This is a genomic window from Scandinavium hiltneri, from assembly GCF_024764835.1.
GTDB lineage: Bacteria > Pseudomonadota > Gammaproteobacteria > Enterobacterales > Enterobacteriaceae > Scandinavium > Scandinavium hiltneri.
Window position 1 is genome coordinate 204,516 of record NZ_JALIGE010000071.1, and the last position, 26,445, is coordinate 230,960.

At 51.9% G+C, this 26,445-nt stretch carries 27 protein-coding genes and 2 tRNA genes; 8 read left to right on the forward strand and 21 right to left on the reverse strand.

What is annotated here, in order from left to right:
- Positions 1–57: 57 nt before the first annotated feature.
- The 7 genes from rpsO to MUU47_RS08360 form a co-directional block, all read right to left on the reverse strand.
- Entirely contained in the window at positions 58–327 is a 270-nt protein-coding gene (rpsO, locus tag MUU47_RS08330) for a 30S ribosomal protein S15 (RefSeq protein WP_097164217.1), read from the reverse strand.
- Positions 328–473: 146 nt separating this feature from the next.
- Complete coding sequence (gene truB, locus MUU47_RS08335) at positions 474–1,418, reverse strand: tRNA pseudouridine(55) synthase TruB (protein WP_258987718.1); 945 nt, start codon at positions 1,416–1,418, stop codon at positions 474–476.
- A complete protein-coding gene (rbfA, locus tag MUU47_RS08340) occupies positions 1,418–1,819 on the reverse strand; it encodes a 30S ribosome-binding factor RbfA (protein WP_110510552.1) in 402 nt (133 codons plus the stop codon). Before rbfA ends, truB begins: the two co-directional genes overlap by 1 nt.
- A gap of 157 nt (positions 1,820–1,976) precedes the next feature.
- The gene (gene infB, locus MUU47_RS08345) at positions 1,977–4,664 is read right to left on the reverse strand and encodes a translation initiation factor IF-2 (protein ID WP_258987719.1); all 2,688 of its coding nucleotides are present in this window, start codon (positions 4,662–4,664) and stop codon (positions 1,977–1,979) included.
- Positions 4,665–4,688: 24 nt separating this feature from the next.
- The gene (gene nusA, locus MUU47_RS08350) at positions 4,689–6,176 is read right to left on the reverse strand and encodes a transcription termination factor NusA (protein ID WP_258987720.1); all 1,488 of its coding nucleotides are present in this window, start codon (positions 6,174–6,176) and stop codon (positions 4,689–4,691) included.
- 27 nt (positions 6,177–6,203) lie between these two features.
- The gene (gene rimP / locus MUU47_RS08355) at positions 6,204–6,656 is read right to left on the reverse strand and encodes a ribosome maturation factor RimP (protein ID WP_159760211.1); all 453 of its coding nucleotides are present in this window, start codon (positions 6,654–6,656) and stop codon (positions 6,204–6,206) included.
- A 198-nt stretch (positions 6,657–6,854) separates the two neighbouring features.
- A tRNA-Met gene (locus MUU47_RS08360) sits at positions 6,855–6,931 on the reverse strand.
- Positions 6,932–7,263: 332 nt separating this feature from the next.
- Here MUU47_RS08360 and argG point away from each other — a divergent pair.
- From argG to MUU47_RS08380, 4 genes are all read left to right on the forward strand, one after another.
- Entirely contained in the window at positions 7,264–8,610 is a 1,347-nt protein-coding gene (gene argG / locus MUU47_RS08365; protein ID WP_258987721.1) for an argininosuccinate synthase, read from the forward strand.
- A 187-nt stretch (positions 8,611–8,797) separates the two neighbouring features.
- Complete coding sequence (locus tag MUU47_RS08370) at positions 8,798–9,427, forward strand: winged helix-turn-helix transcriptional regulator (protein WP_159772199.1); 630 nt, start codon at positions 8,798–8,800, stop codon at positions 9,425–9,427.
- Between the two features lie 217 nt (positions 9,428–9,644).
- The gene (ompA, locus tag MUU47_RS08375; protein WP_258987722.1) at positions 9,645–10,676 is read left to right on the forward strand and encodes a porin OmpA; all 1,032 of its coding nucleotides are present in this window, start codon (positions 9,645–9,647) and stop codon (positions 10,674–10,676) included.
- 79 nt (positions 10,677–10,755) lie between these two features.
- Positions 10,756–11,307 carry a YfaZ family outer membrane protein gene (locus MUU47_RS08380; RefSeq protein WP_258987724.1) on the forward strand — a complete coding sequence of 184 codons (552 nt, stop codon included), beginning with the start codon at positions 10,756–10,758 and terminating at the stop codon, positions 11,305–11,307.
- 51 nt (positions 11,308–11,358) lie between these two features.
- On the opposite strand, the gene MUU47_RS08385 is transcribed toward MUU47_RS08380, so the two are convergent.
- The 7 genes from MUU47_RS08385 to rlmE all read right to left on the reverse strand — a co-directional run bounded on the left by MUU47_RS08385 (position 11,359) and on the right by rlmE (position 17,526).
- The gene (locus MUU47_RS08385) at positions 11,359–11,757 is read right to left on the reverse strand and encodes a KPN_03583 family lipoprotein (RefSeq protein WP_258987726.1); all 399 of its coding nucleotides are present in this window, start codon (positions 11,755–11,757) and stop codon (positions 11,359–11,361) included.
- Between the two features lie 158 nt (positions 11,758–11,915).
- Positions 11,916–12,002: transfer RNA gene (locus MUU47_RS08390), tRNA-Leu, on the reverse strand.
- A 10-nt stretch (positions 12,003–12,012) separates the two neighbouring features.
- The gene (gene secG, locus MUU47_RS08395; RefSeq protein WP_110510560.1) at positions 12,013–12,342 is read right to left on the reverse strand and encodes a preprotein translocase subunit SecG; all 330 of its coding nucleotides are present in this window, start codon (positions 12,340–12,342) and stop codon (positions 12,013–12,015) included.
- Positions 12,343–12,566: 224 nt separating this feature from the next.
- Positions 12,567–13,904, reverse strand: a complete 1,338-nt coding sequence (glmM, locus tag MUU47_RS08400; RefSeq protein WP_258987727.1) for a phosphoglucosamine mutase — start codon at positions 13,902–13,904, stop codon at positions 12,567–12,569.
- Positions 13,897–14,745 carry a dihydropteroate synthase gene (folP, locus tag MUU47_RS08405; protein ID WP_258987728.1) on the reverse strand — a complete coding sequence of 283 codons (849 nt, stop codon included), beginning with the start codon at positions 14,743–14,745 and terminating at the stop codon, positions 13,897–13,899. Before folP ends, glmM begins: the two co-directional genes overlap by 8 nt.
- A gap of 99 nt (positions 14,746–14,844) precedes the next feature.
- The gene (gene ftsH, locus MUU47_RS08410) at positions 14,845–16,782 is read right to left on the reverse strand and encodes an ATP-dependent zinc metalloprotease FtsH (protein WP_258987729.1); all 1,938 of its coding nucleotides are present in this window, start codon (positions 16,780–16,782) and stop codon (positions 14,845–14,847) included.
- A 114-nt stretch (positions 16,783–16,896) separates the two neighbouring features.
- Positions 16,897–17,526, reverse strand: a complete 630-nt coding sequence (rlmE, locus tag MUU47_RS08415) for a 23S rRNA (uridine(2552)-2'-O)-methyltransferase RlmE (protein ID WP_110510564.1) — start codon at positions 17,524–17,526, stop codon at positions 16,897–16,899.
- Between the two features lie 125 nt (positions 17,527–17,651).
- Here rlmE and yhbY point away from each other — a divergent pair, with 125 nt between their 5' ends.
- Positions 17,652–17,945: a ribosome assembly RNA-binding protein YhbY gene (gene yhbY / locus MUU47_RS08420; RefSeq protein WP_110510565.1), complete on the forward strand. Its 294-nt coding sequence runs from the start codon at positions 17,652–17,654 to the stop codon at positions 17,943–17,945.
- A gap of 140 nt (positions 17,946–18,085) precedes the next feature.
- Here the strand turns inward: yhbY and greA are convergent, their stop codons facing one another.
- Positions 18,086–18,562: a transcription elongation factor GreA gene (greA, locus tag MUU47_RS08425; RefSeq protein ID WP_110510566.1), complete on the reverse strand. Its 477-nt coding sequence runs from the start codon at positions 18,560–18,562 to the stop codon at positions 18,086–18,088.
- A gap of 248 nt (positions 18,563–18,810) precedes the next feature.
- Here greA and dacB point away from each other — a divergent pair, with 248 nt between their 5' ends.
- Positions 18,811–20,244, forward strand: a complete 1,434-nt coding sequence (gene dacB / locus MUU47_RS08430) for a serine-type D-Ala-D-Ala carboxypeptidase (protein WP_258987731.1) — start codon at positions 18,811–18,813, stop codon at positions 20,242–20,244.
- Positions 20,245–20,292: 48 nt separating this feature from the next.
- Here the strand turns inward: dacB and cgtA are convergent, their stop codons facing one another.
- From cgtA to rplU, 4 genes are all read right to left on the reverse strand, one after another.
- Positions 20,293–21,462 (reverse strand): Obg family GTPase CgtA, encoded by a 1,170-nt coding sequence (gene cgtA / locus MUU47_RS08435; RefSeq protein ID WP_159772221.1) that lies wholly within the window; start codon positions 21,460–21,462, stop codon positions 20,293–20,295.
- 15 nt (positions 21,463–21,477) lie between these two features.
- Positions 21,478–22,443: a DMT family transporter gene (locus tag MUU47_RS08440; RefSeq protein WP_159772224.1), complete on the reverse strand. Its 966-nt coding sequence runs from the start codon at positions 22,441–22,443 to the stop codon at positions 21,478–21,480.
- A 94-nt stretch (positions 22,444–22,537) separates the two neighbouring features.
- Positions 22,538–22,795 (reverse strand): 50S ribosomal protein L27, encoded by a 258-nt coding sequence (gene rpmA, locus MUU47_RS08445; protein ID WP_110510570.1) that lies wholly within the window; start codon positions 22,793–22,795, stop codon positions 22,538–22,540.
- A 19-nt stretch (positions 22,796–22,814) separates the two neighbouring features.
- Complete coding sequence (rplU, locus tag MUU47_RS08450) at positions 22,815–23,126, reverse strand: 50S ribosomal protein L21 (RefSeq protein ID WP_110510647.1); 312 nt, start codon at positions 23,124–23,126, stop codon at positions 22,815–22,817.
- 257 nt (positions 23,127–23,383) lie between these two features.
- Between rplU and ispB the strand changes: the two genes are divergently transcribed.
- Both ispB and sfsB read left to right on the forward strand, forming a co-directional pair.
- On the forward strand, positions 23,384–24,355 hold the full coding sequence (gene ispB / locus MUU47_RS08455) for an octaprenyl diphosphate synthase (RefSeq protein ID WP_258987733.1): 972 nt from the start codon (positions 23,384–23,386) through the stop codon (positions 24,353–24,355).
- 176 nt (positions 24,356–24,531) lie between these two features.
- A complete protein-coding gene (gene sfsB, locus MUU47_RS08460; protein ID WP_258987734.1) occupies positions 24,532–24,801 on the forward strand; it encodes a DNA-binding transcriptional regulator SfsB in 270 nt (89 codons plus the stop codon).
- Between the two features lie 57 nt (positions 24,802–24,858).
- Here the strand turns inward: sfsB and murA are convergent, their stop codons facing one another.
- On the reverse strand, positions 24,859–26,118 hold the full coding sequence (gene murA / locus MUU47_RS08465; protein ID WP_258987736.1) for a UDP-N-acetylglucosamine 1-carboxyvinyltransferase: 1,260 nt from the start codon (positions 26,116–26,118) through the stop codon (positions 24,859–24,861).
- Between the two features lie 48 nt (positions 26,119–26,166).
- The gene (gene ibaG / locus MUU47_RS08470) at positions 26,167–26,424 is read right to left on the reverse strand and encodes a BolA family iron metabolism protein IbaG (protein ID WP_258987737.1); all 258 of its coding nucleotides are present in this window, start codon (positions 26,422–26,424) and stop codon (positions 26,167–26,169) included.
- Positions 26,425–26,445: the final 21 nt, after the last annotated feature.

The window sequence follows — 26,445 nt, forward strand, 5'->3', positions numbered from 1 at the left end:
TGCCATCTGGTTGAAAAAAGGGGCCATAAAGGCCCCTCTTTCTGAAACTCGCCAGAACTAGCGACGCAGACCCAGACGCTCAATCAGCGCGGTGTAGCGTGCTACATCTTTACGTTTCAGGTAGTCGAGCAGTTTACGACGCTGAGAAACCATACGCAGCAGACCACGACGGCTGTGGTGATCTTTTTTGTGCTCAGAGAAGTGACCCTGCAGGTGGTTGATCTGTGCAGTCAGCAGAGCAACCTGAACTTCGGTGCAGCCGCTGTCGTTAGAACCACGACCAAACTCGGAAACGATTTTTGCTTTAGCTTCAACGCTTAGAGACATTTTAAACTCCAGATTTAAAAAGTAAAAAGGGTGCCGATCTCTAATTCAGCGACCCCAGGATTAACGTCTTCACGCAGGCGAACCTTAGTTCAGACGTTAAGCGGCAATATTCTACCCGTAGCGACATGTTATCGCAAGACAGGCGATTATTGCGGGTACTCGACGACCAGACGACGCGGCGCGACACGGCCTTCGTCATCAATCTCGCCCATACCGATGAATTTGCCGTATTCGCCTTCCGTCACGCGCACCAGCCCGTGGACCTGCACGTCAGCAGTACGAACCGGATTGCCATTTTTGAAGTACACAGAGGACGTCAGGGGCAAATTCACAACCGGGAAATCTTCAGCCGGGCTGTCCATTGGCATCAACAGTGGATCCAGCAGCTGCGCCGCAGGAATATCCTGCTCTTCAGCCTGCGTAACCAGCGCCTGCAAATGCTCCAGCGTCACCATTCTGTCGACCGGGTAGCGGCTGACGGCCAGACGACGCAGCATCGTAACATGCGCCCCACAGCCGAGCTTTTCGCCCAGGTCATCAATGATGGTGCGGATATAAGTGCCTTTCGAACAGTGGATTTCCAGCTCCAGTTCATCCCCTTCGTGGCGAATAAACAGCAGTTCATACACTGTTATCGGGCGTGCTTCACGCGGGACTTCAATACCCTGCCGAGCGTATTCGTACAGCTTTTTGCCTTGGTATTTTAATGCAGAGTACATCGACGGCACCTGCATTGTGTCTCCCCGGAAACTTTCCAGTGCGCTGGCAAGTTCGGTGGCACTGAACGTCATCGGACGCTCTTCCACAACCAGGCCATCGGCATCTGACGTATCAGTACGCTGCCCCAGTTTCGCGATCACGCGGTAGCGTTTGTCGGAATCGAGCAAATACTGAGAAAACTTGGTGGCTTCGCCAAGACATACCGGCAGCATACCGGTCGCCAGCGGATCCAGAGCGCCTGTGTGCCCTGCGCGGTTTGCATTATAAAGGCGCTTCACCTTTTGCAGAACGTCATTACTGGACGCACCTTCCGGTTTATCCAGCAGCAGTACGCCATGAATGTCGCGACCACGACGACGAGGACGACTCATCAGTCCTCCTTGGTGTCATCCGGGTTCACACGACGTTCTTCGTCATGCTTTACCACGTTGGTCACGAGGTTGGACATACGCATACCTTCGACCAGCGAGTTGTCGTAGAAGAAGGTCAGTTCCGGCACGATACGCAGACGCATGGCTTTACCCAGCAGCGTACGGATGAAACCAGACGCGTCCTGTAACGCACGGATGCCCGCTTTCACAGCGGCTTCATCTTTGTCGTTCAGGAAGGTTACGAATACTTTGGCATAAGCCAAGTCACGGGAGACTTCAACACCGGATACGGTGGTCATCAGGCCCAGACGTGGATCTTTAATTTCGCGCTGCAGGATGATAGCAATTTCCTTCTGCATCTCCTGGGATACGCGCTGCGGGCGACCAAATTCTTTCGCCATAATAAATTCTCCAGATAAAAGACAAAAAAGGGGCCAAAGCCCCTTTTTAGAATTATTGCCGGGTGGCGCTTCGAAGCCTGATGGCGCTAACGCTTATCAGGCCTACAAACCCAGGCCGTAGGCCCGGTAAACGTAGTACCACCGGGCATTTCAACGATTAGTCGATGCTGCGCTGAATCTCGATGATCTCGAACACTTCGATCATATCGCCGACGCGTACGTCGTTGTAGTTCTTAACGCCGATACCACATTCCATGCCGTTACGGACTTCGTTGGCATCATCTTTGAAGCGGCGCAGGGATTCCAGCTCGCCTTCATAGATAACCACGTTGTCACGCAGGACGCGGATTGGGTTGTGACGTTTGACCACACCTTCGGTAACCATACAACCTGCGATGGCACCAAATTTCGGCGATTTGAACACGTCGCGAACTTCAGCCAGACCGAGGATCTGCTGTTTCAGTTCTGGAGACAGCTTACCGCTCATTGCCGCTTTCACTTCGTCGATCAGATGATAGATGACGGAGTAGTAACGCAGATCCAGGCTTTCGGATTCAATAACACGGCGCGCAGAAGCGTCAGCACGTACGTTGAAGCCAACCAGAATTGCGTTGGATGCAGCAGCCAGGGTTGCGTCGGTTTCGGTGATACCACCTACGCCAGAACCGATGATTCTCACCTTCACTTCGTCGGTAGAGAGTTTCAGCAGAGAATCAGAGATTGCCTCTACAGAACCCTGTACGTCCGCCTTCAGAACGACGTTCACTTCGTGAACTTCGCCTTCGGTCATGTTGGCAAACATGTTTTCCAGCTTGGATTTCTGCTGACGAGCCAGTTTAACTTCACGGAATTTACCCTGACGATACAGCGCAACTTCACGCGCTTTCTTCTCGTCACGAACAACCGTTACTTCGTCACCGGCAGCCGGTACACCAGACAGGCCGAGGATCTCAACCGGAATGGACGGACCTGCTTCCACGACCTCCTGACCCAGTTCGTTACGCATCGCACGAACACGACCGTATTCGAAGCCACACAGAACAATGTCACCTTTGTTCAGAGTACCTTCACGAACCAGAACGGTAGCAACCGGACCACGACCTTTATCCAGGAAGGATTCGATGACTGCACCGCTTGCCATACCGTTACGAACCGCTTTCAGTTCGAGAACTTCAGCCTGCAGCAGGATAGCGTTGAGCAGATCGTCGATACCGGTACCTGCTTTCGCAGAAACGTGTATGAACTGGCTCTCGCCGCCCCACTCTTCCGGCATGATGCCGTACTGGGACAGTTCCTGCTTAACGCGATCCGGATCGGCTTCCAGCTTATCGATTTTGTTCACCGCTACCACTACCGGCACCTGCGCCGCTTTCGCGTGCTGGATTGCTTCGATAGTTTGCGGCATCACGCCATCGTCTGCGGCAACCACCAGAACCACGATATCCGTCGCCTGCGCACCACGAGCACGCATGGAGGTAAACGCGGCGTGGCCCGGGGTATCCAGGAAGGTGATCATGCCGTTGTCAGTTTCTACGTGGTAAGCACCGATATGCTGGGTAATACCACCCGCTTCGCCGGAAGCGACTTTAGTAGAACGAATGTAATCGAGCAGAGACGTTTTACCGTGGTCAACGTGACCCATGATGGTCACAACAGGTGCACGCGGTTCAGCCGCTGCACCAGTGTCACGGTCGCTCATTACTGCTTCTTCCAGCTCGTTTTCACGACGCAGGATAACTTTGTGGCCCATCTCTTCGGCAACCAGCTGTGCGGTTTCCTGGTCGATGACCTGGTTGATGGTCGCCATTGCGCCCAGCTTCATCATTGCTTTGATGACCTGAGAGCCTTTAACGGCCATTTTGTTTGCCAGATCGCCAACGGTGATGGTTTCACCGATGATAACGTCACGGTTAACGGCCTGAGCTGGCTTCTGGAAGCCCTGCTGCAGCGCGGAACCTTTACGCTTGCCGCCTTTACCACCACGAACAGAAGCACGAGCTTCTTCGCGATCGGCTTTGGATTCAGCGTGTTTGTTGGCTTTCTTAGGACGAGGCGCTTTAGCAGTACGGGTACGGCTACGGCCGCCTTCGCTTTCACGATCGTTTTCATCTTCAGCCTGGCGCGCATGCTGAGAAGTGGTCACGTGATAATCGCTGTTGTCTTCAGTCGGCTCAGCCGCTGTATTAACACCGTTTTTCTCGTTTTCAGCGGCCATGCGGCGGGCTTCATCCGCAACGCGACGCGCTTCTTCTTCAAGCTTACGGCGCGCTTCTTCTTCCGATTTACGCTTCAGCTCTGCAGCTTCTGCTTCACGGCGGGCTTTTTCAGCCTGGGCGGTTTTTGTCATATCGTCGGTCTGTTGATTGCTCACTTTGTCTTTTTCCGCAACTTCACGTTTCGCTTTATCAGCGGATTCACGTTTAGCTTGTTCTGCGGCCTCACGTTCAGCTTTTGCCTGTGCCTCACGCTTGGCTGCTTCTTCAGCCTCACGGCGGGCTTGTTCTTCCGCTTCACGCTTCGCTTCTTCTTCAGCCAGACGGTCGGCTTCCTGCGGGTCACGTTTTACAAAGGTACGCGTTTTGCGGACTTCAATCTGCACCGATTTGCTCTTACCACCAGTACCCGGAACGCTCAGGGTAGTGCGAGTTTTACGTTGCAGCGTCAGCTTGTCAGGTGCTGAACCGTGTTCACGGTTCAGGTGTGCCAACAAGGTCTGTTTTTCTTGTGCGGTCACAGAGTCATCAGCTTGCTTCGGGATGCCTGCATCAGCGAATTGCTGTACCAGGCGGTCCACGGAAGTCTGAATCTCTGCGGCCAGCGTTTTTACGGTTACATCTGTTGTCATGCTGTTCCTTCCTGCTACAGTTTATTACGCTTCGTCGCCGAACCAGCAAATATTACGTGCGGCCATGATGAGCTCACCGGCTTTCTCGTCGGTTAAATCTTCAATATCAGCCAGGTCGTCAATGCCCTGATCGGCGAGATCTTCCAGCGTACAAACACCGCGGGCAGCCAGCTTAAATGCCATTGTACGATCGAGACCTTCAAGGTTCAGCAGATCGTCAGCCGGTTTATTATCACCGAGGCTTTCTTCCTGAGCCAGCGCCAGCGTAGTCAGTGCGTTTTTCGCACGTTCACGAAGTGCCTCAACGGTCTGTTCATCTAGGCCGTCAATTTCCAGCAGTTCTTTCATTGGCACATAGGCCAGTTCTTCCAGGCTGGAGAAACCTTCTTCTACCAGCACGGTCGCGAAATCTTCATCAATCTCGAGATATTTGGTGAAGGTATCGATAGCCGCGTGCGCTTCCGCCTGATGCTTTGCATTCAGATCGTCAACTGTCATTACGTTGAGATCCCAACCGCTCAGCTGAGACGCCAGACGCACGTTCTGGCCGTTACGACCAATTGCCTGCGCCAGGTTGCCCGCTTCTACCGCGATATCCATGGTGTGTTTGTCTTCGTCAACAACGATAGACGCCACATCGGCCGGAGCCATCGCGTTAATAACGAACTGCGCTGGGTTATCGTCCCACAGCACGATATCGATACGCTCGCCGCCCAGTTCAGTCGAAACTGCCTGAACACGTGCGCCACGCATACCGACGCAAGCACCAACTGGATCGATACGCTTATCGTTGGTTTTCACCGCGATTTTCGCACGGGAACCCGGATCGCGCGCTGCCGCTTTGATCTCGATAACTTCTTCACCAATTTCTGGCACTTCAATGCGGAACAGTTCGATCAGCATTTCCGGCTTAGAACGGGTGACGAACAGCTGAGCACCACGCGCTTCTGGACGTACGGAGTACAGTACACCGCGAATACGGTCGCCTGGGCGGAAGTTTTCACGCGGCAGCATATCTTCACGCAGGATCACGGCTTCAGCATTGCTGCCCAGATCCAGAGAGATGTTATCGCGGTTCACTTTCTTCACCACGCCGGTGATGATTTCACCTTCGTGTTCACGGAACTGATCAACAACCATCGCGCGTTCCGCTTCGCGGACTTTCTGCACGATAACCTGCTTCGCGGTTTGAGTGGTGATACGGTCGAAGGTCACAGATTCAATCTGGTCTTCAACGTAATCGCCCACGTTCATGCTTTCATCTTCGTAGCGAGCAGCTTCCAGCGTGATTTCGCGGGTTGGCAGAGTAACTTCTTCGACCACCACCCAACGACGGAAAGTGTCAAAGTCACCGCTCTTACGATCGATGCTAACGCGAACCTCAATTTCTTGTTCGTATTTTTTCTTTGTCGCCGTTGCCAGGGCGCTTTCCAGCGCTTCGAAAATCTTCTCGCGCGGCAGCGATTTTTCATTGGAAACGGCTTCAACAACAGCCAAAATTTCTTTGTTCATCGGGGCCTTTCACCTCAATCCAGACTGTTAAAAGTGGGGAACCAGGTTCGCCTTCTGGATGTTACTCAGCGCGAACACTTCATCTTTGCCTTCGACTGTAACAGTGATCATCTCACCGTCTACCGCTTTGATAATGCCCTGCCATTTACGACGATTCTGGACCGCCATGCGCAGGACGAGCGTGACCTCTTCACCGAGGAAACGCGTGTAATGTTCAGCGATGAACATAGGACGGTCGAGCCCTGGTGAGGAGACTTCCAGGTTGTAAGCGACGGTAACGGGGTCTTCGACATCCATGACGGCACTGACCTGGTGGCTCACATCAGCACAATCATCAACATTGATGCCATCTTCACTATCAATATAGATGCGCAGCGTAGATGTGCGACCGCGAATGAATTCGATGCCGACCAGCTCGAAGCCCAGAGCCTCAACCGGCGCTTTAAGCATCTCTGTTAATTTCTGTTCTAATGTGGACAAGCCCACCCCCAAGACGTAAAAAAAGGGCATAAAGCCCAGTTATTCTTTAGTCAGATAACAAAAAACCCCGATAAATCGGGGCTTTAGATAACTGAACCCTACAACCGCAAATGCGGTCTGGAGTACTTTCCGTGAGAATTCTTTCAAATCCAGCGACGAATACGAAGAGTATATTTGAAAAAAAACTCAAAGGGAAAGTGGTTGCGGGGGCCGGATTTGAACCGACGACCTTCGGGTTATGAGCCCGACGAGCTACCAGGCTGCTCCACCCCGCGCCTGAAACGTGGCATATTTTACTCATTCGGAGCAAAAAATGCAAATACTGCTGGGATTTGGTACCGAGGACGGGACGTAAAACCGGCCTGTAGTATATTGAATTTTCATCGGTTATGTCAACTCATTCATATTGACATTTGATGAAGCATAAAAACCCTGCTGTTATGCATAATGTTATAGGCGTTCGCAGGGATTTTTTCCGCTAACACGCATGAATCACTTCCTGTTCCAGAAAAAAGATGATTAAATGAAAACTCACTTATTTTGCATAAACATGCAGTAAAGCGTAAACACTTACCTTCTCACAGTCTGGCAAGCAGGGTTTTACTTTATGACGACGATTCTCAAGCATCTTCCATCTGGTCAACGTATTGGTATCGCTTTCTCCGGTGGTCTGGACACCAGTGCCGCACTGCTGTGGATGCGAAAAAAAGGAGCGGTCCCGTACGCTTACACCGCCAACCTCGGTCAGCCCGATGAAGAAGACTACGATGCTATCCCACGTCGCGCGATGGAATACGGCGCTGAAAATGCACGCCTTATCGATTGCCGTAAGCAGCTCGTGGCAGAAGGCATTGCCGCTATCCAGTGTGGTGCATTCCATAACACCACTGGCGGACTGACCTATTTCAACACCACGCCTCTCGGACGCGCGGTGACTGGCACCATGCTGGTCTCTGCAATGAAAGAAGACGGCGTCAACATCTGGGGCGACGGCAGCACCTATAAAGGCAACGATATTGAACGTTTCTATCGCTACGGCCTGCTGACCAACGCCGAGCTGAAAATTTACAAACCGTGGCTTGATACCGATTTCATCGACGAGCTCGGCGGCCGTCTGGAAATGTCCGAGTTTATGATTGCCTGCGGTTTCGACTACAAAATGTCGGTCGAAAAAGCCTACTCTACCGATTCCAACATGCTGGGCGCGACTCACGAAGCCAAAGACCTGGAATTCCTGAACTCCAGCGTCAAAATTGTGAACCCGATTATGGGCGTTAAGTTCTGGGACGAGAACGTTAAGATCCCGGCAGAAGAAGTCACTATCCGCTTCGAGCAGGGTCACCCAGTAGCGCTGAACGGCAAAACCTTCAAAGATGACGTGGAGATGATGCTGGAAGCCAACCGCATTGGTGGCCGTCACGGTCTGGGCATGAGCGATCAGATTGAAAACCGCATCATTGAAGCCAAGAGCCGTGGGATCTATGAAGCGCCGGGCATGGCTCTGCTGCACATTGCTTATGAGCGTCTGCTGACTGGTATTCACAACGAAGATACTATTGAACAATATCACGCTCATGGCCGTCAGTTAGGTCGTCTGCTGTACCAGGGCCGCTGGTTCGATTCCCAGGCGCTGATGCTGCGTGATGCACTTCAGCGTTGGGTTGCCAGCGCCATTACCGGTGAAGTCACGCTGGAACTGCGTCGTGGTAACGACTATTCCATCCTGAATACCGTTTCTGACAATCTCACCTATAAAGCAGAACGTCTGACGATGGAAAAAGGTGACTCCGTGTTCTCGCCTGATGATCGTATTGGCCAGTTGACCATGCGTAATCTGGATATTACCGATACCCGCGAGAAGCTGCTGGGTTACGCGAAGAGCGGCCTGCTGTCCGCCTCTTCCGGTAATGGGCTTCCACAGGTAGAGAATCTGGATAGCCAGACGAAGAAATAAGACCCTCTCTAAGGCCGGATATCCGGCCTTTATTATTTTTGTACCGAAAAAAGATTGCCAACGCCTGACTTTTTTCATCCATAACGCATGTTTGAGTCTATTTTACCTGTCGGTATCCCTGCGAGTGCATTACCATGTCTTCTATAACTTCTGACGGAAGAAATCGTCATTATTCATGAGGATCTCTATGCACCTTACACCACCTATTCGCCCCCAGGAGGCAATAAATCGACTCCTTGAGGCACTTGAACCCTTCGCTACGCCTGTTAACGTGGTCCCAAGAAAAAAACTGAACTGGCATTACAAAGGCAAACAACAAGTCTGGCTCTGTAAGGAAGGGGAAGTCTCAATCCTCCGTGCGTCCGATGGATTGCTGATGATTACGGTCTATGAAGGACACATTTTTGGCGCGGCAGAAATTTTGCAGCCAATGCGGGGTCATGTTCTGCGCGCAGAGACCGAATGTTCGCTCTCGCGCATTGATGCCGAAGAAGCACTTCGCATTTTCCGGGAACAAAACCTTTGGGAAGATGTCACATCTCTGCTGGCATACCATACTGCGTATCTCGCTTACCGCGATGCACTGGTTTTACAGCAGCGAACCTATGCGGTTATTCGCAATCATCTGATGGAAATGATTCTCCTTCCTGAAGATATGCGAATGAGAATTTCGATTCTCGATTATATACAAGACAGGACACATCTCTCGCGCAGCAGTATTTTGAACGTGTTATCCGCCCTGAAGAAAGGGAAATACATTCAATTTATTCGCGGCGGATATTTGCAGCATATTGAATCCCTGCCAGAGAAATTCTAATCACACAGAAACCTTCGGCCATATAAATAACAGCCGAGGGTTTTTTACATTTCAAAACATCTGCAAATCTCTCGACAATAAATCGTCTAAAATCCAGCCTGGATTTAAATTTAAACTTCTTAAAATTAACAGAAAATAAAAATCATCTATATCTTAGCGACCTACGCTATTCATCAACTTTTAAGTTTTTGACTTCAAAATAGGATTAAGGTTCAAAATGAAAAAGACGCTTGTCGCTCTGATTGTTTTAAACGCGTGCGCAGTTTCTTCCGCATTCGCAGCTGGTAACGCAAATACCTGGTACGCCGGTGCTAAATTCGGTTGGTCTCATTACGCTGACGTCAGCGGCAACAAAGATTTCAACGACAGCCTGGCGGCTTCTAACGACTTCAACGTTGATCACGATAACGTTGGCGGCGGTGTATTTGGTGGCTACCAGATCACCAACTGGCTGGCAGTTGAAGGTGGTTACGACTACCTGGGCAACATGCAGTTCAACGGTAACAACGGCGTAAACGGCGCTAAAATGAAGAGCCAGGGCCTGCAGCTGTCTCTGAAAACCAGCTACGCTCTGACTGATGACTGGGATCTGTACGGTCGTTTCGGTGCGATGGGTTACCGTGCTGAGACAGACGTTGCTGGTAAGAACAAATTCGAAACTGGCGTGCGTCCAGTGGTTGCTGCTGGTACCGAATATGCCTTCACCAAAAACTGGGCTGGCCGTCTGGAATACCAGTGGGTTAGCAACGTCGGCAACTCTAACCAGATCGGTCTGAGCTCAGACGTTCACTCCGTGACCGCTGGCATCGTATATCGCTTCGGCCAGAACGACGACGTAGCACCAGTCGTTGCTGCCGCACCCGCTCCAGAAGTTAAAACCTTCAACCTGAAGTCTGACGTGATGTTCGGTTACGATTCCGCCGCGCTGACTGACGAAGGCAAAGCTGCAATCGACCAACTGTATAACTCTCCAGAAATGCAGGCTGCTAAAGACAAAAACACCACCGTAATCGGCTACAGCGACCGTACGGGTCAGGCTGAATACAACCAGCAGCTCTCTGCACGTCGTGCACAGGCCGTTGCTGACCAGCTGGTAGCCGATGGCATGCCTGCAGCAAACATTCAGACCGAAGGCCGTGGCGCCAGCGATTCTGTAACCGGTAACTCGTGTGACAACCAGTCCGGCAATGCGCTGATCAACTGCCTGTCCCCAGATCGCCGTGTAGTGGTACAGATCTCCGGTCAGTAAGCATTACTCGCGATAGCAAACACTTGATTTATTTGCCCGATCATACGTATCGGGCTTTTTTATAGCTGAAGGATCACCCATGCGTATGTTAAAGCTAAAAGCGGCTTTGCTGGTTGCCGCACTCGGCACCGCTGTGGCTGCCAATGCATCTATCAATCTCCACGGTGAAGCCGGAACTGAATTTACTAATCTGTCCGCCAGTTTCGGTGCGAACGATCCCGGCCTGACGTTCAATGGCAACTGGGCCCACAGCGACGACGATGGCGATGTTGCCGGCCTGGGAATGGGCTTCAACCTGCCGTTAGGTCCTGTGCTGTTTACCGTAGGCGGTAAAGCACTGTACCTGAACCCGAAGGACGGTGACGAAGGTTATGCGGTCGCAGTTGGCGGCGGCGCACAGGTTCCTCTGGGCGACTTCATCACCGTGTTTGGCGACTACTACTACTCTCCAGATTCACTCTCAAGCGGCGTGGATGACTACGTCGAAGCGAACGCAGGCGTGCGTGTGCGCATCATTAAATCGGTGAGTATTGAGGGCGGGTATCGCTATATGGATATGGCGGGTAAGAACGGACACCGTGACAACAAATTAGCTGACGGCGCCTATGCCGGTGTTAACTTCAGCTTCTAAATGATTTCAGAGATTGCCGGCGACCGGCAATCTCCATTTCACCCACCCTTCTCAGGCAGTACCGCTCAGTGGTTTCAACATCTCATTGATGGCTTTCAATCCTACGACATTCCCTTCTTTACGATAGGTTTCATTCATCGCGGAAATTTGTTCCAGTTTAGATAACGCCGCAAATACCCGATGAGCATCACTGTGAGTATCCAAAACTTCGGATGGACTGACATCATCGCCCATATTTGTCTTCAACGTGTATTGTAACTCACTCAGTCGCGTCGCGTTTTCTTTATAACAATTATTCACGGCAGTGGTATCAGTTGCCGGGTTATTTGGCGCCTGGACGACAGGCACCGACATGTCCTGTATTTCTTTCACAGAGGTTAAAGAGGACGAACTGCTGCACGCGGTCAGCATTAATATTCCCGTCAGGGTCACGATTCTGGATATATTCATGACGTCTTCGTTCCTGCATTTGATGTAAAAATAGACGAAGCCGACTTTAGCTATTATTGGAAGAACTCAACAGGAGAGATTTGTTTATAAAAAAACTAAGGAAGTAAAAAGGACAAAAACAAAAAAAGACGTCTTTCGACGTCTTTTTTCTGGAATATTGGTACCGAGGATGGGACTCGAACCCACAAGCCCGTTAGGGCACTACCACCTCAAGGTAGCGTGTCTACCAATTCCACCACCTCGGTACTGAGATACTTAGTGCGGGATATCGCTACTCGGCTGTGCCGGTGCTGCTGGCTGAGTCTGCTCCGATTTAGGTGCAGTCAGGTTATCCCACTCGCTTCCTTTGTTGGTCTTATTGGTATTGAGGTTACCCAGTACCAGACTGATGATGAAGAACAGCGTCGCCAGAACTCCGGTCATGCGGGTCATGAAATTACCAGAACCACTTGAGCCAAACAGTGTAGCGGATGCGCCTGCTCCGAAGGAGGCTCCCATATCAGCGCCTTTACCCTGCTGCAGCATGATCAGACCAACGAGGCCAATCGCAACAAGAAGGAAAACGACCAGAAGAGCTTCGTACATAATCAACCTGTTCCTTGCGGTACTACCGCATACCAATTGCTTCAACCAAAAGCGGGACGTTTTAATGTTTCCCACTGAAGCGGGTGTGAATACTAACCAAAGCGAATCGGCTTCGCAAGGGCAATTTTGATGCATTGTATCAAGTGCAGAAAAAAACAGCAAAAACCGATCTACTGTTCAACAAAAAGGCGACAAAAGCCGCCTTTTTAGACAGTTAACGCGAATTACACAGCCTTAACCGCATCGGCGATGCGGTTGGCAAAGGCATTCACCTGCGCTTCGTCTTCACCTTCAACCATGACGCGAATCAACGGCTCGGTACCCGATTTACGCAACAGGACACGACCACGGCTGCCCAGCGCGGCTTCCACGTCTGCCGTTACGCTTTTCACGCTGTCGTGTTCCAGTGGGTTTACGCCGCCATCGGTGTAGCGGACGTTGACCAGTACCTGCGGGAACATTTTCATACCACTGCACAAATCTTGCAGAGTCAGATGATTACGCGCAATCGCCGCCACAACCTGCAACGCCGCTACGATACCGTCTCCGGTGGTGGTTTTATCCAGCAGGATAACGTGGCCGGAGTTTTCCGCCCCGATACGCCAGCCTTTTTCCTGCATTTTTTCCAGCACGTAGCGGTCGCCCACTTTCGCGCGGGTAAACGGAATGCCCAGCTGTTTAAGCGCCACTTCCAGACCCATGTTGCTCATCAACGTCCCAACCGCGCCACCGCGCAGCTGGCCCTGACGCAGCCCTTCACGGGCGATGATGTAGAGGATCTGATCGCCGTCGACTTTATTACCTTCATGGTCGACCATAATCACGCGGTCACCGTCGCCGTCAAAAGCGATACCTAAATGGGCTTTTTCTGCCAGCACACGAGCCTGCAGCGCACGGACGTCTGTTGCGCCGACTTCTTCATTGATGTTCAAACCGTTCGGTTCGCAGCCGATGGTGATCACCTGTGCACCGAGCTCACGGAACACATTCGGTGCAATGTGATAAGTTGCGCCGTTGGCACAATCGACAACAATTTTCAGCTCATTAAGGCGCAGCTCATTCGGGAAGGTTGCCTTGCAAAACTCAATGTAACGCCCTGCAGCATCGACGATCCGGCTGGCCTTACCCAGTTCTGCGGAATCAACGCAGGTGAGTTCTTTTTCCAGTTCAGCTTCAATCGCTTCTTCTACGGAATCCGGCAGTTTGGTACCGTCTATGGTGAAAAATTTGATGCCGTTGTCGTAGTACGGATTATGGGACGCAGAAATAACGATCCCTGCTTCAGCCCGGAACGTTCGGGTCAGATACGCCACCGCAGGGGTGGGCATTGGACCGGTAAAGGACGCAGAAAGACCCGCTGCGGCAAGACCCGCTTCGAGCGCTGATTCCAGCATGTAGCCTGAAATACGGGTATCTTTGCCGATGATGACTTTACGCGAACCGTGACGAGCCAGCACTTTGCCAGCAGCAAAACCGAGTTTCAGGACGAAATCTGGGGTGATCGGGGAATCTCCCACGCGACCGCGAATGCCGTCGGTACCAAAATATTTACGGTTACTCATAGTATTTTTTTTCCTTTGCAGACAGAGTGGCTTCTACCACCCGCATCGCTTCAACGGTCTCTTTCACATCGTGAACGCGAATAATTTGCGCCCCCTGCATCGCGGCAATCACTGCACAGGCCAGGCTGCCGCTCAGGCGCTCTGACGGTCCGACATTCAGCAATTGGCCAATCATCACTTTTCGAGACATCCCCACCAACAGCGGCAGGTCAAAATGATGAAACTCTGATAGGCGAGCAAGCAGCGCGTAATTGTGGGTGAGATTTTTACCGAAACCGAATCCCGGGTCGAGCAACAATTTGTCTTTTGTGATACCAGCAGCTTCACAGCGTGCGATATGCTCAATAAAGAAGCGATTCACATCCGCAAACACGTCGTCATACTTCGGTGCTTCCTGCATGGTTTTCGGCTCACCCTGCATGTGCATCAGGCAGACGGGTAAACCCGTTTCGGCGGCAGCTTCGAGAGCACCGGGCTCAGTCAGCGAGCGGATATCATTGATGATATGCGCCCCGACGCGGGCCGATTCACGAATGACTTCTGGCTTCGAGGTATCAACCGAAATCCACACTTCAAAACGCTGAGCAATTGCTTCTATCACTGGGATTACGCGCGATAACTCTTCGTCGACGCTCACCTCTGCCGCACCTGGACGAGTTGATTCGCCGCCCACATCGATAATCGTCGCACCGGCGTTAATCATCAGGTTGGCGTGTTTTACAGCCTCGACCAGGGTGTTATGCGTCCCGCCGTCAGAAAATGAGTCTGGGGTGACGTTCAGGATGCCCATCACATGTGGATAAGCGAGGTCGAGTGTGGTGCCCTGGGCGAAGAGTTTCATGAAGAATCCCTGGTATTGTGAGTGTTAGCAAAATAAAAAAACCCCGGAGCAGTCGCCCCAGGGTTTTCAGTTAAAGCAGCGTCATCAGCAACGGATAACTTATTTGTCGTCCAACTGCTCTGACATGGTGTTACCCGGGTTCGGCGTACGCGGTTCATCGACCGGACGCGGAGCACGCGGGGTGCCATTATTGTCAGAATTGTTGCTGCTACCGTTATTGTCTTCCCAACCCGCAGGTGGGCGAACATCACGGCGCGACATCAGGTCATCAATCTGCGGCGCATCGATGGTTTCATACTTCATCAACGCGTCTTTCATGGTGTGCAGAATGTCCATGTTCTCATTCAGCAGCTGGCGAGCACGAGCATAGTTACGCTCAATCAACAGCTTCACTTCCTGATCGATGATACGAGCCGTTTCATCGGACATGTGTTTCGCTTTCGCCACTGAGCGGCCCAGGAACACTTCACCCTCTTCTTCCGCGTACAGCAGCGGACCGAGTTTTTCAGAGAAGCCCCATTGGGTCACCATGTTACGGGCGATGGAGGTCGCAACTTTAATATCGTTGGACGCACCGGTAGACACATGTTCTGCACCGTAAATAATTTCTTCAGCCAGACGACCACCATACAGCGTGGAGATTTGGCTCTCCAGCTTCTGACGGCTGGCGCTGATTGCGTCACCCTCAGGCAGGAAGAAGGTCACACCTAATGCACGACCACGCGGAATAATCGTCACTTTATGGACCGGATCGTGTTCCGGAACCAGGCGGCCGATAATAGCGTGACCGGCTTCGTGGTATGCCGTGGACTCTTTCTGCGCTTCAGTCATCACCATGGAGCGACGTTCCGCACCCATCATGATCTTGTCTTTCGCTTTCTCGAACTCAACCATCGATACGACGCGCTTGTTACCGCGAGCGGCAAACAGAGCAGCTTCGTTGACGAGGTTAGCAAGGTCTGCACCGGAGAAGCCTGGTGTACCACGCGCGATGATTGCCGCGTCGATATCGGGTGCCAGCGGTACGCGACGCATATGCACTTTCAGGATCTGCTCACGGCCACGTACATCCGGCAGACCAACAACAACCTGACGGTCGAAACGGCCTGGACGCAGCAGCGCTGGGTCAAGTACGTCTGGACGGTTAGTTGCCGCGATAACGATGATGCCTTCATTACCTTCAAAGCCATCCATCTCAACCAGCATCTGGTTCAGCGTTTGCTCTCGTTCATCATGACCACCACCCAGACCTGCGCCACGCTGGCGGCCTACGGCGTCGATTTCATCGATGAAGATGATGCAAGGTGCTGCCTTTTTAGCCTGCTCGAACATGTCACGCACACGAGATGCACCGACACCCACGAACATTTCAACGAAGTCAGAACCTGAAATTGTGAAGAAAGGCACTTTCGCTTCACCGGCGATTGCTTTCGCCAGCAGCGTTTTACCGGTACCCGGCGGGCCCACCATCAGAACGCCTTTAGGAATTTTACCGCCCAGTTTCTGGAAACGGCTTGGCTCACGCAGGTATTCAACCAGCTCGGCCACTTCCTCTTTAGCTTCGTCACAACCTGCAACGTCAGCAAAAGTGGTCTTGATCTGATCTTCGGTTAGCATGCGCGCTTTGCTTTTACCAAACGACATAGCGCCTTTACCACCGCCGCCCTGCATCTGTCGCATGAAGAAGATCCAGACACCAATCAGCAGAAGCATTGGGAACCAGGAGATGAAGATTGAAGCCAGCAGGCTTGGTTCTTCAGGCGGTTCACCTACGACTTTCACGTTCTTGGTCAGCAGGTTATCAAGCAGTTTAGGATCGTTAACCGGAATGTAAGTCGTGTAACGGTTACTATCTTTCTTGGTAACGTTGATCTCACGTCCGTTGATACGCGCTTCGCGAACCTGGTCCTGATTGACCTCTTGCAGGAAGGTAGAGTAATCCACCTTACGGCCATTTGACTCGCTGGGCCCAAAGCTCTGGAATACTGACATCAGCACGACTGCGATGACCAGCCAGAGTATTAGGTTTTTCGCCATGTCACTCAAGGGATTAACCTCTTATTACAACTGTGTTAATAACAGCGTCAGGTTACTATACATCCGACACAATTCAAACCGCCACCGAAGCGGCAAAGGCTTAAAACGGTCGGGTTATGGTTTTCGCCCGGTCGCTACAATGTACACTTCACGCGAACGTGCACGCGAAGAGTCCGGCTTACGAACTTTAACTTTCGTAAACAGGGAGCGAATTTCCTTAAGGTACTCCTCGAAACCTTCGCCCTGAAACACCTTCACTAAAAAACTACCGCCCGGTGCCAAAACATCACGACACATCTCAAGCGCCAGTTCTACCAGATACATGGCACGGGGAATATCCACCGCTGGTGTTCCGCACATGTTTGGAGCCATATCGGACATGACAACCTGGACTTTACTGTCACCCACACGTTCAAGTAATGCTTTCATGACTAATTCATCACGAAAATCGCCTTGAAGGAAGTCCACACCAACGATTGGATCCATTGGTAAAAGATCGCAAGCGATGATGCGGCCGCTACCCCCGATCTGTGTCACTGCATACTGTGACCATCCGCCGGGCGCTGCACCGAGATCGACAACGGTCATTCCCGGCTTAAAAAGTTTGTCACTTTGCTGTATTTCATCAAGTTTAAACCAGGCACGGGAACGTAACCCCTTTTTCTGTGCCTGAAGAACATATTTATCGCTAAAGTGTTCCTGGAGCCAGCGGCTGGAGCTGGCAGAACGCTTTTTACCTGTCATTTAACATTCCCATCGGGGCAGACCATCATAGTCGGCTGCATAAATTTTAACGGCCGATTTGGCGATAGTTGAGAGATGGCGGTAGAATGAACCGTTTTCAATCCCAACGTAAGCAAAAATATACGATGAATCTGAGTACTAAACAAAAACAGCACCTGAAAGGTCTGGCACATCCGCTCAAGCCGGTAGTTATGCTTGGCAATAATGGTTTGACCGAAGGGGTACTGGCCGAGATCGAACAAGCATTGAACCACCACGAACTCATCAAGGTAAAAATCGCTTCGGAAGATCGCGAGACTAAAGTCCTTATCGTGGAAGCTATCGTTCGCGAAACCGGCGCCTGTAATGTACAGGTCATCGGTAAAATGCTGGTTCTGTATCGCCCAACAGCAGAGCGTAAAATCTCGCTGCCACGTTAAGAGTAACCTGAATTGAACACATTTGATGTGTAAAACGAGGGGTTTCCGCGGGCAGGTGAGCAAAATGCCACGCTCTTAACGTTGATAAAAGGCCGCTATGCGGCCTTTTTCTTATCTTTACATTGTGTCAACAATGGGGATTACAGGTAATCCACTTTGATAATTTCGTATTCCACTTCGCCGCCAGGCGTTTGGATAGTCACCACATCGTCTGGCTCTTTGCCAATCAGGCCACGGGCGATTGGGGAGTTTACGGAGATGAGGTTCTGCTTAAAATCAGCTTCATCATCACCAACAATGCGCCAGCTCGTCTCTTCGTCGTTATCCAGATTCAACACCTGTACAGTCGCACCGAAAATGACGCGGCCGGTTTTCGGCATTTTGCTGATATCGATAACCTGAGCGTTCGAGAGTTTCGCTTCAATATCTTTGATGCGACCTTCGCAGAAGCCCTGCTGCTCACGAGCGGCGTGGTATTCCGCGTTCTCTTTCAGATCGCCATGCTCGCGAGCATCGGCAATCGCCGCAATGATTTCAGGGCGACGAACGGATTTCAGGTACTCCAGTTCTTCGCGCAGTTTTTCGGCACCACGTAAGGTCATCGGAATAGCTTGCATGAGTTATACCTCTTTCATCATTCTTTCAGGCTCAGCTTGCGCTGCAGCCCTGCACTTCCTTCCGCAGCCCATCAGGGAGCCAGAAGTTAAGCAAAAAGAAAACTGACCCGGAACAAAAATTCCAGGCCAGCGGCAATTTTTCTGTTTGATGCGTATTTTACCCTGAAGTTCACTATGGGTCATCGTTTACTTTACAGGGCTTTGCGCCGTAGTATGGCGTTTTGATTCCAGGTTGTTAGCGCGAGATTATGCGATTTTCCAGATTTATCATCGGATTGACCACCAGTTTAGCCTTTAGCGTCCAGGCGGCGAACGTGGACGAGTATGTCACCCAGCTCCCGGCGGGTGCCAATCTGGCCCTTATGGTTCAGAAAATCGGCGCTAAGGCACCTGACATAGACTATCACAGCCAGCAGATGGCGTTGCCGGCAAGTACCCAGAAAGTGATCACCGCCCTGGCGGCATTGCTACAGCTGGGCCCCGATTTTCGCTTTACCACTACGCTGGAAAGTAAGGGTAGCGTTGAGAATGGAATTCTGAAGGGTGACCTTGTTGCACGATTTGGCGGCGATCCGACGCTAAAACGTCAGGATATTCGCAATATGGTCGCCGTTTTGAAAAAATCAGGCGTACAGAAAATAGATGGCAATGTGCTAATCGACACCTCCATTTTCGCTAGTCACGACAAAGCGCCTGGTTGGCCGTGGAACGATCTGACGCAGTGTTTTAGCGCCCCACCGGCCGCGGCAATTATCGACCGCAACTGTTTCTCGGTTTCGCTTTATAGCGCGCAAAAACCCGGCGATTTAGCGTTTATTCGCGTCGCGTCCTACTATCCGGTTACCATGTTCAGCCAGGTACGCACCTTACAGCGTGGCTCAGGCGAAGCGCAGTATTGTGAACTGGACGTCGTTCCTGGCGACCTGAACCGCTTTACGCTTACTGGCTGTCTACCGCAGCGTGCGGACCCGCTACCACTGGCCTTTGCCATTCAGGACGGCGCCAGCTACGCAGGGGCGATTATCAAAGACGAACTGAAGCAGGCGGGTATCACCTATACCGGTACGTTGCTGCGCCAGACGTTGACCAATGAACCGGGTACCGTCATTGCCAGCAAACATTCTGCCCCATTACACGATTTACTGAAAATCATGCTGAAAAAATCAGACAACATGATTGCTGACACCGTTTTCCGTTCCATTGGCCATGCCCGTTTCGGCGTGCCGGGCACGTGGCGTGCAGGTTCCGATGCCGTGCGTCAGATCCTGCGTCAGCAGGCGGGCATCGATTTAGGTAACACCATTATTGCCGATGGCTCTGGCCTGTCGCGTCATAACCTGATTGCGCCCGCCACTATGATGCAGGTACTGCAATACATCGCGCAGCACGATACCGAACTGAATTTCATCTCTATGCTGCCGTTAGCGGGCTATGACGGCTCTCTGCAGTATCGTGCGGGCCTGCACCAGGCCGGCGTAGACGGAAAGGTCTCGGCGAAGACAGGCTCATTGCAGGGCGTGTACAACCTCGCAGGCTTCATTACCACCGCCAGCGGCCAACGCATGGCCTTCGTGCAGTATCTTTCGGGTTATGCAGTAGAACCTGCCGATCAGCGCAACCGTCGAATACCGCTGGTTCGCTTCGAAAGCCGACTCTACAAAGACATTTACCAGAACAACTAGAAACGCTAAAGGCTCCCAATGGGAGCCTTTAGCGTGAGGTGTAGCGACTTATTTCTTGTAGATGAATTCTACGCCTTCTTCATCGTCTTCATCCCAGTCGTCCCAATCTTCATCGTCTTCGACTTCAGTCTCTTCGAGCTGCTGGCGATGATAATCATCCCACATGAATTCGACTTTCTCAGGCTGCTTCTCTTCTTCGGCTTTCGCCACCGGGTTTTCAATGATGAAGGTCATCACGTCCCAGCAAAGATCTTTCACACCCTGCTGGCTGGCAGCAGAAATCAGGTAGAACTTATCTTCCCAACCCAGCGCTTCCGCGATCGCTTTGGCCTTCTCTTCCGCCGCGTCTTTATCCATCAGGTCGATTTTGTTGAACACTAACCAGCGTGGTTTTTCAGCCAGCTTCTCGCTGTATTTTTCCAGCTCGCCCACGATGATGCGCGCGTTTTCTACCGGGTCAGAACCATCGATCGGTTCGAGGTCGATGAGATGCAGCAGAACGCGGCAGCGCTCAAGATGCTTAAGGAAGCGAATCCCTAAACCTGCACCTTCCGCGGCGCCTTCAATCAGGCCTGGAATATCGGCAACAACGAAGCTTTTCTCGTTATCCATACGCACCACGCCGAGGCTTGGCACCAGTGTGGTAAACGGATAGTCAGCCACTTTCGGCTTCGCCGCAGAAACAGCACGGATGAAGGTTGATTTACCGGCATTCGGCATACCCAGCATCCCGACATCAGCCAACAGCATCAGCTCCAGCTGCAGGTCGCGTTTGTCGCCAGGCGTACCCATTGTCTTCTGACGTGGAGAACGGTTAACAGAGGATTTAAAGCGGGTATTACCCAGACCGTGCCAACCGCCTTTCCCCACCATCAGACGCTGACCGTGAGTGGTCATGTCACCCATGGTTTCGCCAGTGCCCTGATCGATAACACGCGTACCGACTGGCACTTTGACAGTGACGTCTTTACCACGTTTACCGGTACAGTCACGGCTCTGGCCATTCTGCCCACGCTCGGCGCGGAAAGCTTTCTCAAAGCGATAGTCGATCAGGGTGTTAAGGTTCTCATCCGCTTCCAGCCAGACATCACCACCGTCTCCACCGTCGCCGCCGTCTGGGCCACCACGTGGAATATATTTTTCGCGGCGGAAGCTAACGCAACCATTGCCGCCATCCCCTGCCACAACCAGGATCGTTGCTTCATCAACAAACTTCATTTTACTCTCCGTAAATCATTCGCCTGAGCGGGGTAGCGTTACAACCGCTTCACGCTTACGCCACCGTCCCCATAGACGATGACCAATGGCGGAATACATCGCGCCCGCAACCACGACAAACGCACCGAGATAACCTATAAGGTTTAGCATCGGTCTGGCGAAGAAATCGGGCCAGGCTATTGATAATAAATCTGAAAATAACAGCGTGAACAAGGGAGTCAGCGTGATTAACGCGCTCACCTGTGCCGCCTGCCAGCGCGCCATGGCTTCCGCCAGCGCACCGTAACCCACCAGGGTGTTTAGCCCGCAGAAAATCAGGCAGGCAAGCTGCCAGTCGCTCAGCTGGGAAATCACACCCGGCCTCGCTAACGGCAGCAATGCTATCGTACATAAAGTGTACAGCAAAAACAGGATCTGCTGTGAGGCCAGTCGTCGCAATAACACCTTTTGTGCGACGCCATAACTCACCCAGACCGTTGCTGCCCCAACGCCAAATATGACGCCCCAGGTGTAATCCGTCAGGCGAGTAAAGATTTCCACCAGACTGGTGTTGAAGAACATCACCAGACCGCAGAGCAGCATTATCGCACCAACCACCTGTGTCCCGCGCATCTTCTCTTTGAGGATAACGACGCTGGCAATCATCATGCCTACGGGCGACAGCTGTCCTATCACCTGCGAAGCGGTAGGACTTAAATACTGCAGGGACGAACTGAACAGAATAAAGTTTCCGAACAACCCACCGGTGGCAATGGCGAGCAGCACCAGCCAGCGTGGTTTACGGAAAAGCTGCAGCGGTGGCAACTTACCTTTTATGGCGAGAATCGAGCCAAGGCCGATACTGGCCATCAGAAAGCGGTAGAACACGATAGTCGGAGGCTCCATCACCTCCAGCACCTGCTTCATTGCAATTGGCAACGCACCCCAACATATTGCGGTGGTGAGCGCCAAAAGAATACCAATGCCCGCCTGCTGTTTCATGCCCGTTTATCCCTGTAAGAAATTTACCGGACTTCTAATGTAAAAAGCCCCGCAACACGTTGCGGGGCTTTCATCCGTTACCGGACCGAAAAACTTACTCAGCAACGATGCTGATGTATTTACGGTTGTTCGGGCCTTTAACTTCGAATTTCACTTTACCGTCTGCTTTAGCAAACAGAGTGTGGTCACGGCCACAACCAACGTTGTTGCCAGCGTGGAATTTAGTACCACGTTGACGAACGATGATGCTACCTGCCAGAACTGCTTCGCCGCCAAAGCGTTTTACGCCCAGACGTTTAGCTTCTGAATCGCGACCATTTCGAGTTGAGCCGCCAGCCTTTTTATGTGCCATTTAATCTACTCCTCAGGTCTTAGGCGCTGATGCCAGTAATTTTCACATCAGTGAACCACTGACGATGGCCTTGCTGCTTACGGTAGTGCTTACGACGACGAAACTTAACAATCTTAATTTTCTCGCCACGACCGTGTGCAACAACTTCAGCTTTGATTACGCCGCCATCAACGAAAGGAACGCCGATTTTGACTTCTTCACCGTTTGCGATCATCAGCACTTCAGCGAATTCAACAGCTTCGCCGGTTGCGATGTCCAGCTTTTCCAGGCGAATGGTCTGACCTTCGCTTACTCGGTGTTGTTTACCACCACTTTGGAAAACCGCGTACATATAAAACTCCGCTTCCGCGCACATCTTCGTGTGATTCAGAGTGCGCTATAAATATTCACAATAGGGCGCGAATATTACGCAAAACGTGAGCCTTTGACAAGTGGGATCATCAATCAATGCAGAAAAAAAACACAACGCACACGGTGACGTTTATCTGCGTCGTTTTTTCAGTACAATCAGAGCTACAATTGTAACCCAGACTCTTCGTTATCCCTTATGGATAAGCGGTAAACAGGACATAAAGCCCGGCTTTTGCGATGAATTTAGAAAAAATCAATGAGTTAACCGCGCAAGATATGGCGGGTGTCAATGCGGCAATCCTTGAACAACTCGATTCTGACGTCCAACTGATCAATCAGTTAGGGTATTACATCGTCAGCGGAGGCGGAAAACGCATTCGTCCAATGATCGCGGTACTGGCAGCGCGAGCTGTCGGCTATCAGGGGAACGCTCACGTCACCATCGCAGCGCTAATTGAGTTTATTCACACAGCGACGTTGCTGCACGACGACGTGGTGGATGAATCCGACATGCGCCGAGGCAAAGCCACGGCCAACGCCGCATTTGGCAACGCAGCCAGCGTTCTGGTAGGCGACTTTATCTATACTCGCGCGTTCCAGATGATGACCAGTTTGGGGTCGCTCAAAATTCTTGAGGTGATGTCCTCGGCGGTGAACGTCATTGCGGAAGGTGAAGTTCTGCAGTTGATGAACGTCAACGACCCGAATATCACCGAAGAAAACTATATGCGCGTGATTTACAGCAAAACTGCGCGCCTGTTCGAAGCGGCCTCACAGTGCTCCGGCCTTCTGGCTGGCTGTTCTGATGAACAGGAAAAAGGTCTTCAGGATTACGGCCGCTACCTTGGTACCGCGTTCCAGTTGATTGACGATCTCCTCGATTACAGCGCCGACGGTGAAACGCTTGGTAAAAACGTGGGCGATGATCTGAACGAAGGCAAGCCGACGCTCCCCCTGCTGCACGCCATGCGCAACGGTACGCCGGAACAAGCGGCGATGATTCGCCAGGCAATTGAGGATGGCAACGGTCGGCATTTACTGGAACCTGTTCTCGAAGCGATGGCCGCCAGTGGATCGCTGGAATGGACGCGTCAGCGCGCCGAAGCAGAAGCGGATAAAGCAATCCAGTCGCTGCAATGCCTGCCTGATACCCCATGGCGCGAAGCACTCATCGCACTCGCCCATATTGCTGTTCAACGCGACCACTGATCACGTCCCGCGCACTGCGCGGGAACGTTCTAATAAAAGCCTCTCCTACCCTACAACCTTGATTTAATCCGAATATCGCTTCCCTTTACTTGAACTTTTTAGAACTTAATCACTTTCGGCGTTATAGTACACCCGCCACCAGGCGAAGGTGGTTTGTTTATCAACAGGGAGAAAGTATGGATAAATTTATCGACTGGCATCCTGCAGATATCATTGCCGGATTGCGCAAACAAGGAACATCACTGGCAGCTGAGTCTCGTAAAAATGGGCTTAGCTCGTCGACGCTGGCAAATGCCCTCACCCGACCCTGGCCAAAGGGGGAAGCAATCATTGCTGCGGTGTTAGGCACGGAGCCGTGGATTATCTGGCCATCGCGCTACCACGATAGAATCACGCATGAATTTATCGACAGAACGCAGCAGATAAGACAGCCGAAGAAGAAGTAAAACCGATAAGCACCCCCGAGTCTTGCTGACGCGGGGATGCCTTAGCAGGAAGCGAAATTATTCGCCTTTGATACGCTCGATGGTCGCGCCCAGCGCACGAAGTTTGTCTTCGATGTGCTCGTAACCACGGTCGATGTGGTAAATACGCTCCACAATGGTGGTGCCTTCCGCGATACAACCTGCCAGCACCAGGCTTGCAGACGCTCGCAGATCGGTCGCCATGACCTGCGCCCCGGACAGCTTCTCCACACCGTGACAAATCGCCGTATTGCTTTCGATTTCAGCATGCGCGCCCATACGGATCAGTTCCGGCAGGTGCATGAAGCGGTTTTCGAAAATGGTTTCGGTTACGACACCGGTGCCTTCAGCGACCAGGTTCAGCAGGGTGAACTGGGCCTGCATGTCAGTCGGGAAGCCCGGGTGCGGCGCAGTACGCACATTCACCGCCTTTGGACGCTTACCGTGCATGTCGAGGCTAATCCAGTCCTCACCCACTTCGATATCCGCACCCGCTTCACGCAGTTTTGCCAGCACCGCATCCAGCGTATCCGGCTGCGCGTTGCGACAAACAATTTTTCCGCCGGAAATGGCCGCAGCCACGAGGAAAGTGCCGGTTTCGATACGGTCAGGCAGAACGCTGTAAACGCCTCCGCCCAGACGCTTAACGCCTTCGATAGTGATGCGATCGCTACCCTGACCGGTGATTTTTGCACCCAGAGCATTGAGGAAGTTGGCGGTATCAACGATTTCTGGCTCACGCGCAGCGTTTTCGATGATTGTGGTGCCTTCAGCAAGCGTTGCTGCACTCATGATGGTCACAGTGGCGCCTACGCTCACTTTATCCATAACGATGTGCGCGCCTTTCAGGCGACCGTTCACAGACGCTTTGACGTAACCTTCTTCCAGTTTTATCTCTGCACCCAGTTGCTCAAGGCCAGTTATATGCAAGTCGACAGGACGTGCGCCGATAGCACAACCGCCAGGCAAAGAAACCTGTCCCTGACCAAAACGTGCCACCAGCGGACCCAGTGCCCAAATGGACGCGCGCATGGTTTTCACCAGCTCGTAAGGGGCGCAGAACACGTTAACGTCGCTGGCATCAATCCACACGGAACCGTTACGCTCAACTTTGGTACCCAGCTGCCTCAGCAGCTTCATGGTGGTATCGATATCTTTCAGCTGCGGTACGTTTTTAATCTCAACCGGCTCTTCAGCCAGCAGTGCTGCGAAAAGGATCGGCAGTGCCGCATTTTTGGCGCCGGAGATGCTCACTTCGCCCTGGAGACGTGAAGGCCCCTGTACACGAAATTTATCCATTCGTTCAAATCTCTTTTAAAATTCACCTGTGTAACGGGCGGTTACCCGTTACATAAAACCGTTAAGTTTGCGATCGCGTGCCCACTCGTCTGGGGTGTACGCCTTGATCGACAGGGCATGAATTCGGTTATCAGCAATATATTCCATCAGTGGAGCATAGACGGACTGCTGTTTTTTTACCCGACTCATTCCCGCAAACAGTTCGCCCACGGCAATAACCTGAAAGTGACTGCCATCGCCAGAGACGTGGACTTCCTGAAGGGAGAGTGCGTTCATAAGCACTGTCTGAATTTCATGATTTTCCATGGGATAATTTCATCTGATAGT

Bases quoted from the DNA above. Each gene is read 5' to 3' on its own strand.
- folP (WP_258987728.1), bottom strand. From the start codon at position 14,745: ATGAAACTCTTCGCCCAGGGCACCACACTCGACCTCGCTTATCCACAT.
- ftsH (WP_258987729.1), bottom strand. From the start codon at position 16,782: ATGGCGAAAAACCTAATACTCTGGCTGGTCATCGCAGTCGTGCTGATG.
- MUU47_RS08370 (WP_159772199.1), top strand. From the start codon at position 8,798: ATGCACCTTACACCACCTATTCGCCCCCAGGAGGCAATAAATCGACTC.
- MUU47_RS08440 (WP_159772224.1), bottom strand. From the start codon at position 22,443: ATGAAACAGCAGGCGGGCATTGGTATTCTTTTGGCGCTCACCACCGCA.
- secG (WP_110510560.1), bottom strand. From the start codon at position 12,342: ATGTACGAAGCTCTTCTGGTCGTTTTCCTTCTTGTTGCGATTGGCCTC.
- sfsB (WP_258987734.1), top strand. From the start codon at position 24,532: ATGGATAAATTTATCGACTGGCATCCTGCAGATATCATTGCCGGATTG.
- MUU47_RS08385 (WP_258987726.1), bottom strand. From the start codon at position 11,757: ATGAATATATCCAGAATCGTGACCCTGACGGGAATATTAATGCTGACC.
- truB (WP_258987718.1), bottom strand. From the start codon at position 1,418: ATGAGTCGTCCTCGTCGTCGTGGTCGCGACATTCATGGCGTACTGCTG.
- cgtA (WP_159772221.1), bottom strand. From the start codon at position 21,462: ATGAAGTTTGTTGATGAAGCAACGATCCTGGTTGTGGCAGGGGATGGC.
- MUU47_RS08380 (WP_258987724.1), top strand. From the start codon at position 10,756: ATGCGTATGTTAAAGCTAAAAGCGGCTTTGCTGGTTGCCGCACTCGGC.
- rpsO (WP_097164217.1), bottom strand. From the start codon at position 327: ATGTCTCTAAGCGTTGAAGCTAAAGCAAAAATCGTTTCCGAGTTTGGT.
- rpmA (WP_110510570.1), bottom strand. From the start codon at position 22,795: ATGGCACATAAAAAGGCTGGCGGCTCAACTCGAAATGGTCGCGATTCA.
- murA (WP_258987736.1), bottom strand. From the start codon at position 26,118: ATGGATAAATTTCGTGTACAGGGGCCTTCACGTCTCCAGGGCGAAGTG.
- nusA (WP_258987720.1), bottom strand. From the start codon at position 6,176: ATGAACAAAGAAATTTTGGCTGTTGTTGAAGCCGTTTCCAATGAAAAA.
- greA (WP_110510566.1), bottom strand. From the start codon at position 18,562: ATGCAAGCTATTCCGATGACCTTACGTGGTGCCGAAAAACTGCGCGAA.
- rbfA (WP_110510552.1), bottom strand. From the start codon at position 1,819: ATGGCGAAAGAATTTGGTCGCCCGCAGCGCGTATCCCAGGAGATGCAG.
- ispB (WP_258987733.1), top strand. From the start codon at position 23,384: ATGAATTTAGAAAAAATCAATGAGTTAACCGCGCAAGATATGGCGGGT.
- ompA (WP_258987722.1), top strand. From the start codon at position 9,645: ATGAAAAAGACGCTTGTCGCTCTGATTGTTTTAAACGCGTGCGCAGTT.
- rlmE (WP_110510564.1), bottom strand. From the start codon at position 17,526: ATGACAGGTAAAAAGCGTTCTGCCAGCTCCAGCCGCTGGCTCCAGGAA.
- infB (WP_258987719.1), bottom strand. From the start codon at position 4,664: ATGACAACAGATGTAACCGTAAAAACGCTGGCCGCAGAGATTCAGACT.
- rplU (WP_110510647.1), bottom strand. From the start codon at position 23,126: ATGTACGCGGTTTTCCAAAGTGGTGGTAAACAACACCGAGTAAGCGAA.
- ibaG (WP_258987737.1), bottom strand. From the start codon at position 26,424: ATGGAAAATCATGAAATTCAGACAGTGCTTATGAACGCACTCTCCCTT.
- argG (WP_258987721.1), top strand. From the start codon at position 7,264: ATGACGACGATTCTCAAGCATCTTCCATCTGGTCAACGTATTGGTATC.
- yhbY (WP_110510565.1), top strand. From the start codon at position 17,652: ATGAATCTGAGTACTAAACAAAAACAGCACCTGAAAGGTCTGGCACAT.
- dacB (WP_258987731.1), top strand. From the start codon at position 18,811: ATGCGATTTTCCAGATTTATCATCGGATTGACCACCAGTTTAGCCTTT.
- glmM (WP_258987727.1), bottom strand. From the start codon at position 13,904: ATGAGTAACCGTAAATATTTTGGTACCGACGGCATTCGCGGTCGCGTG.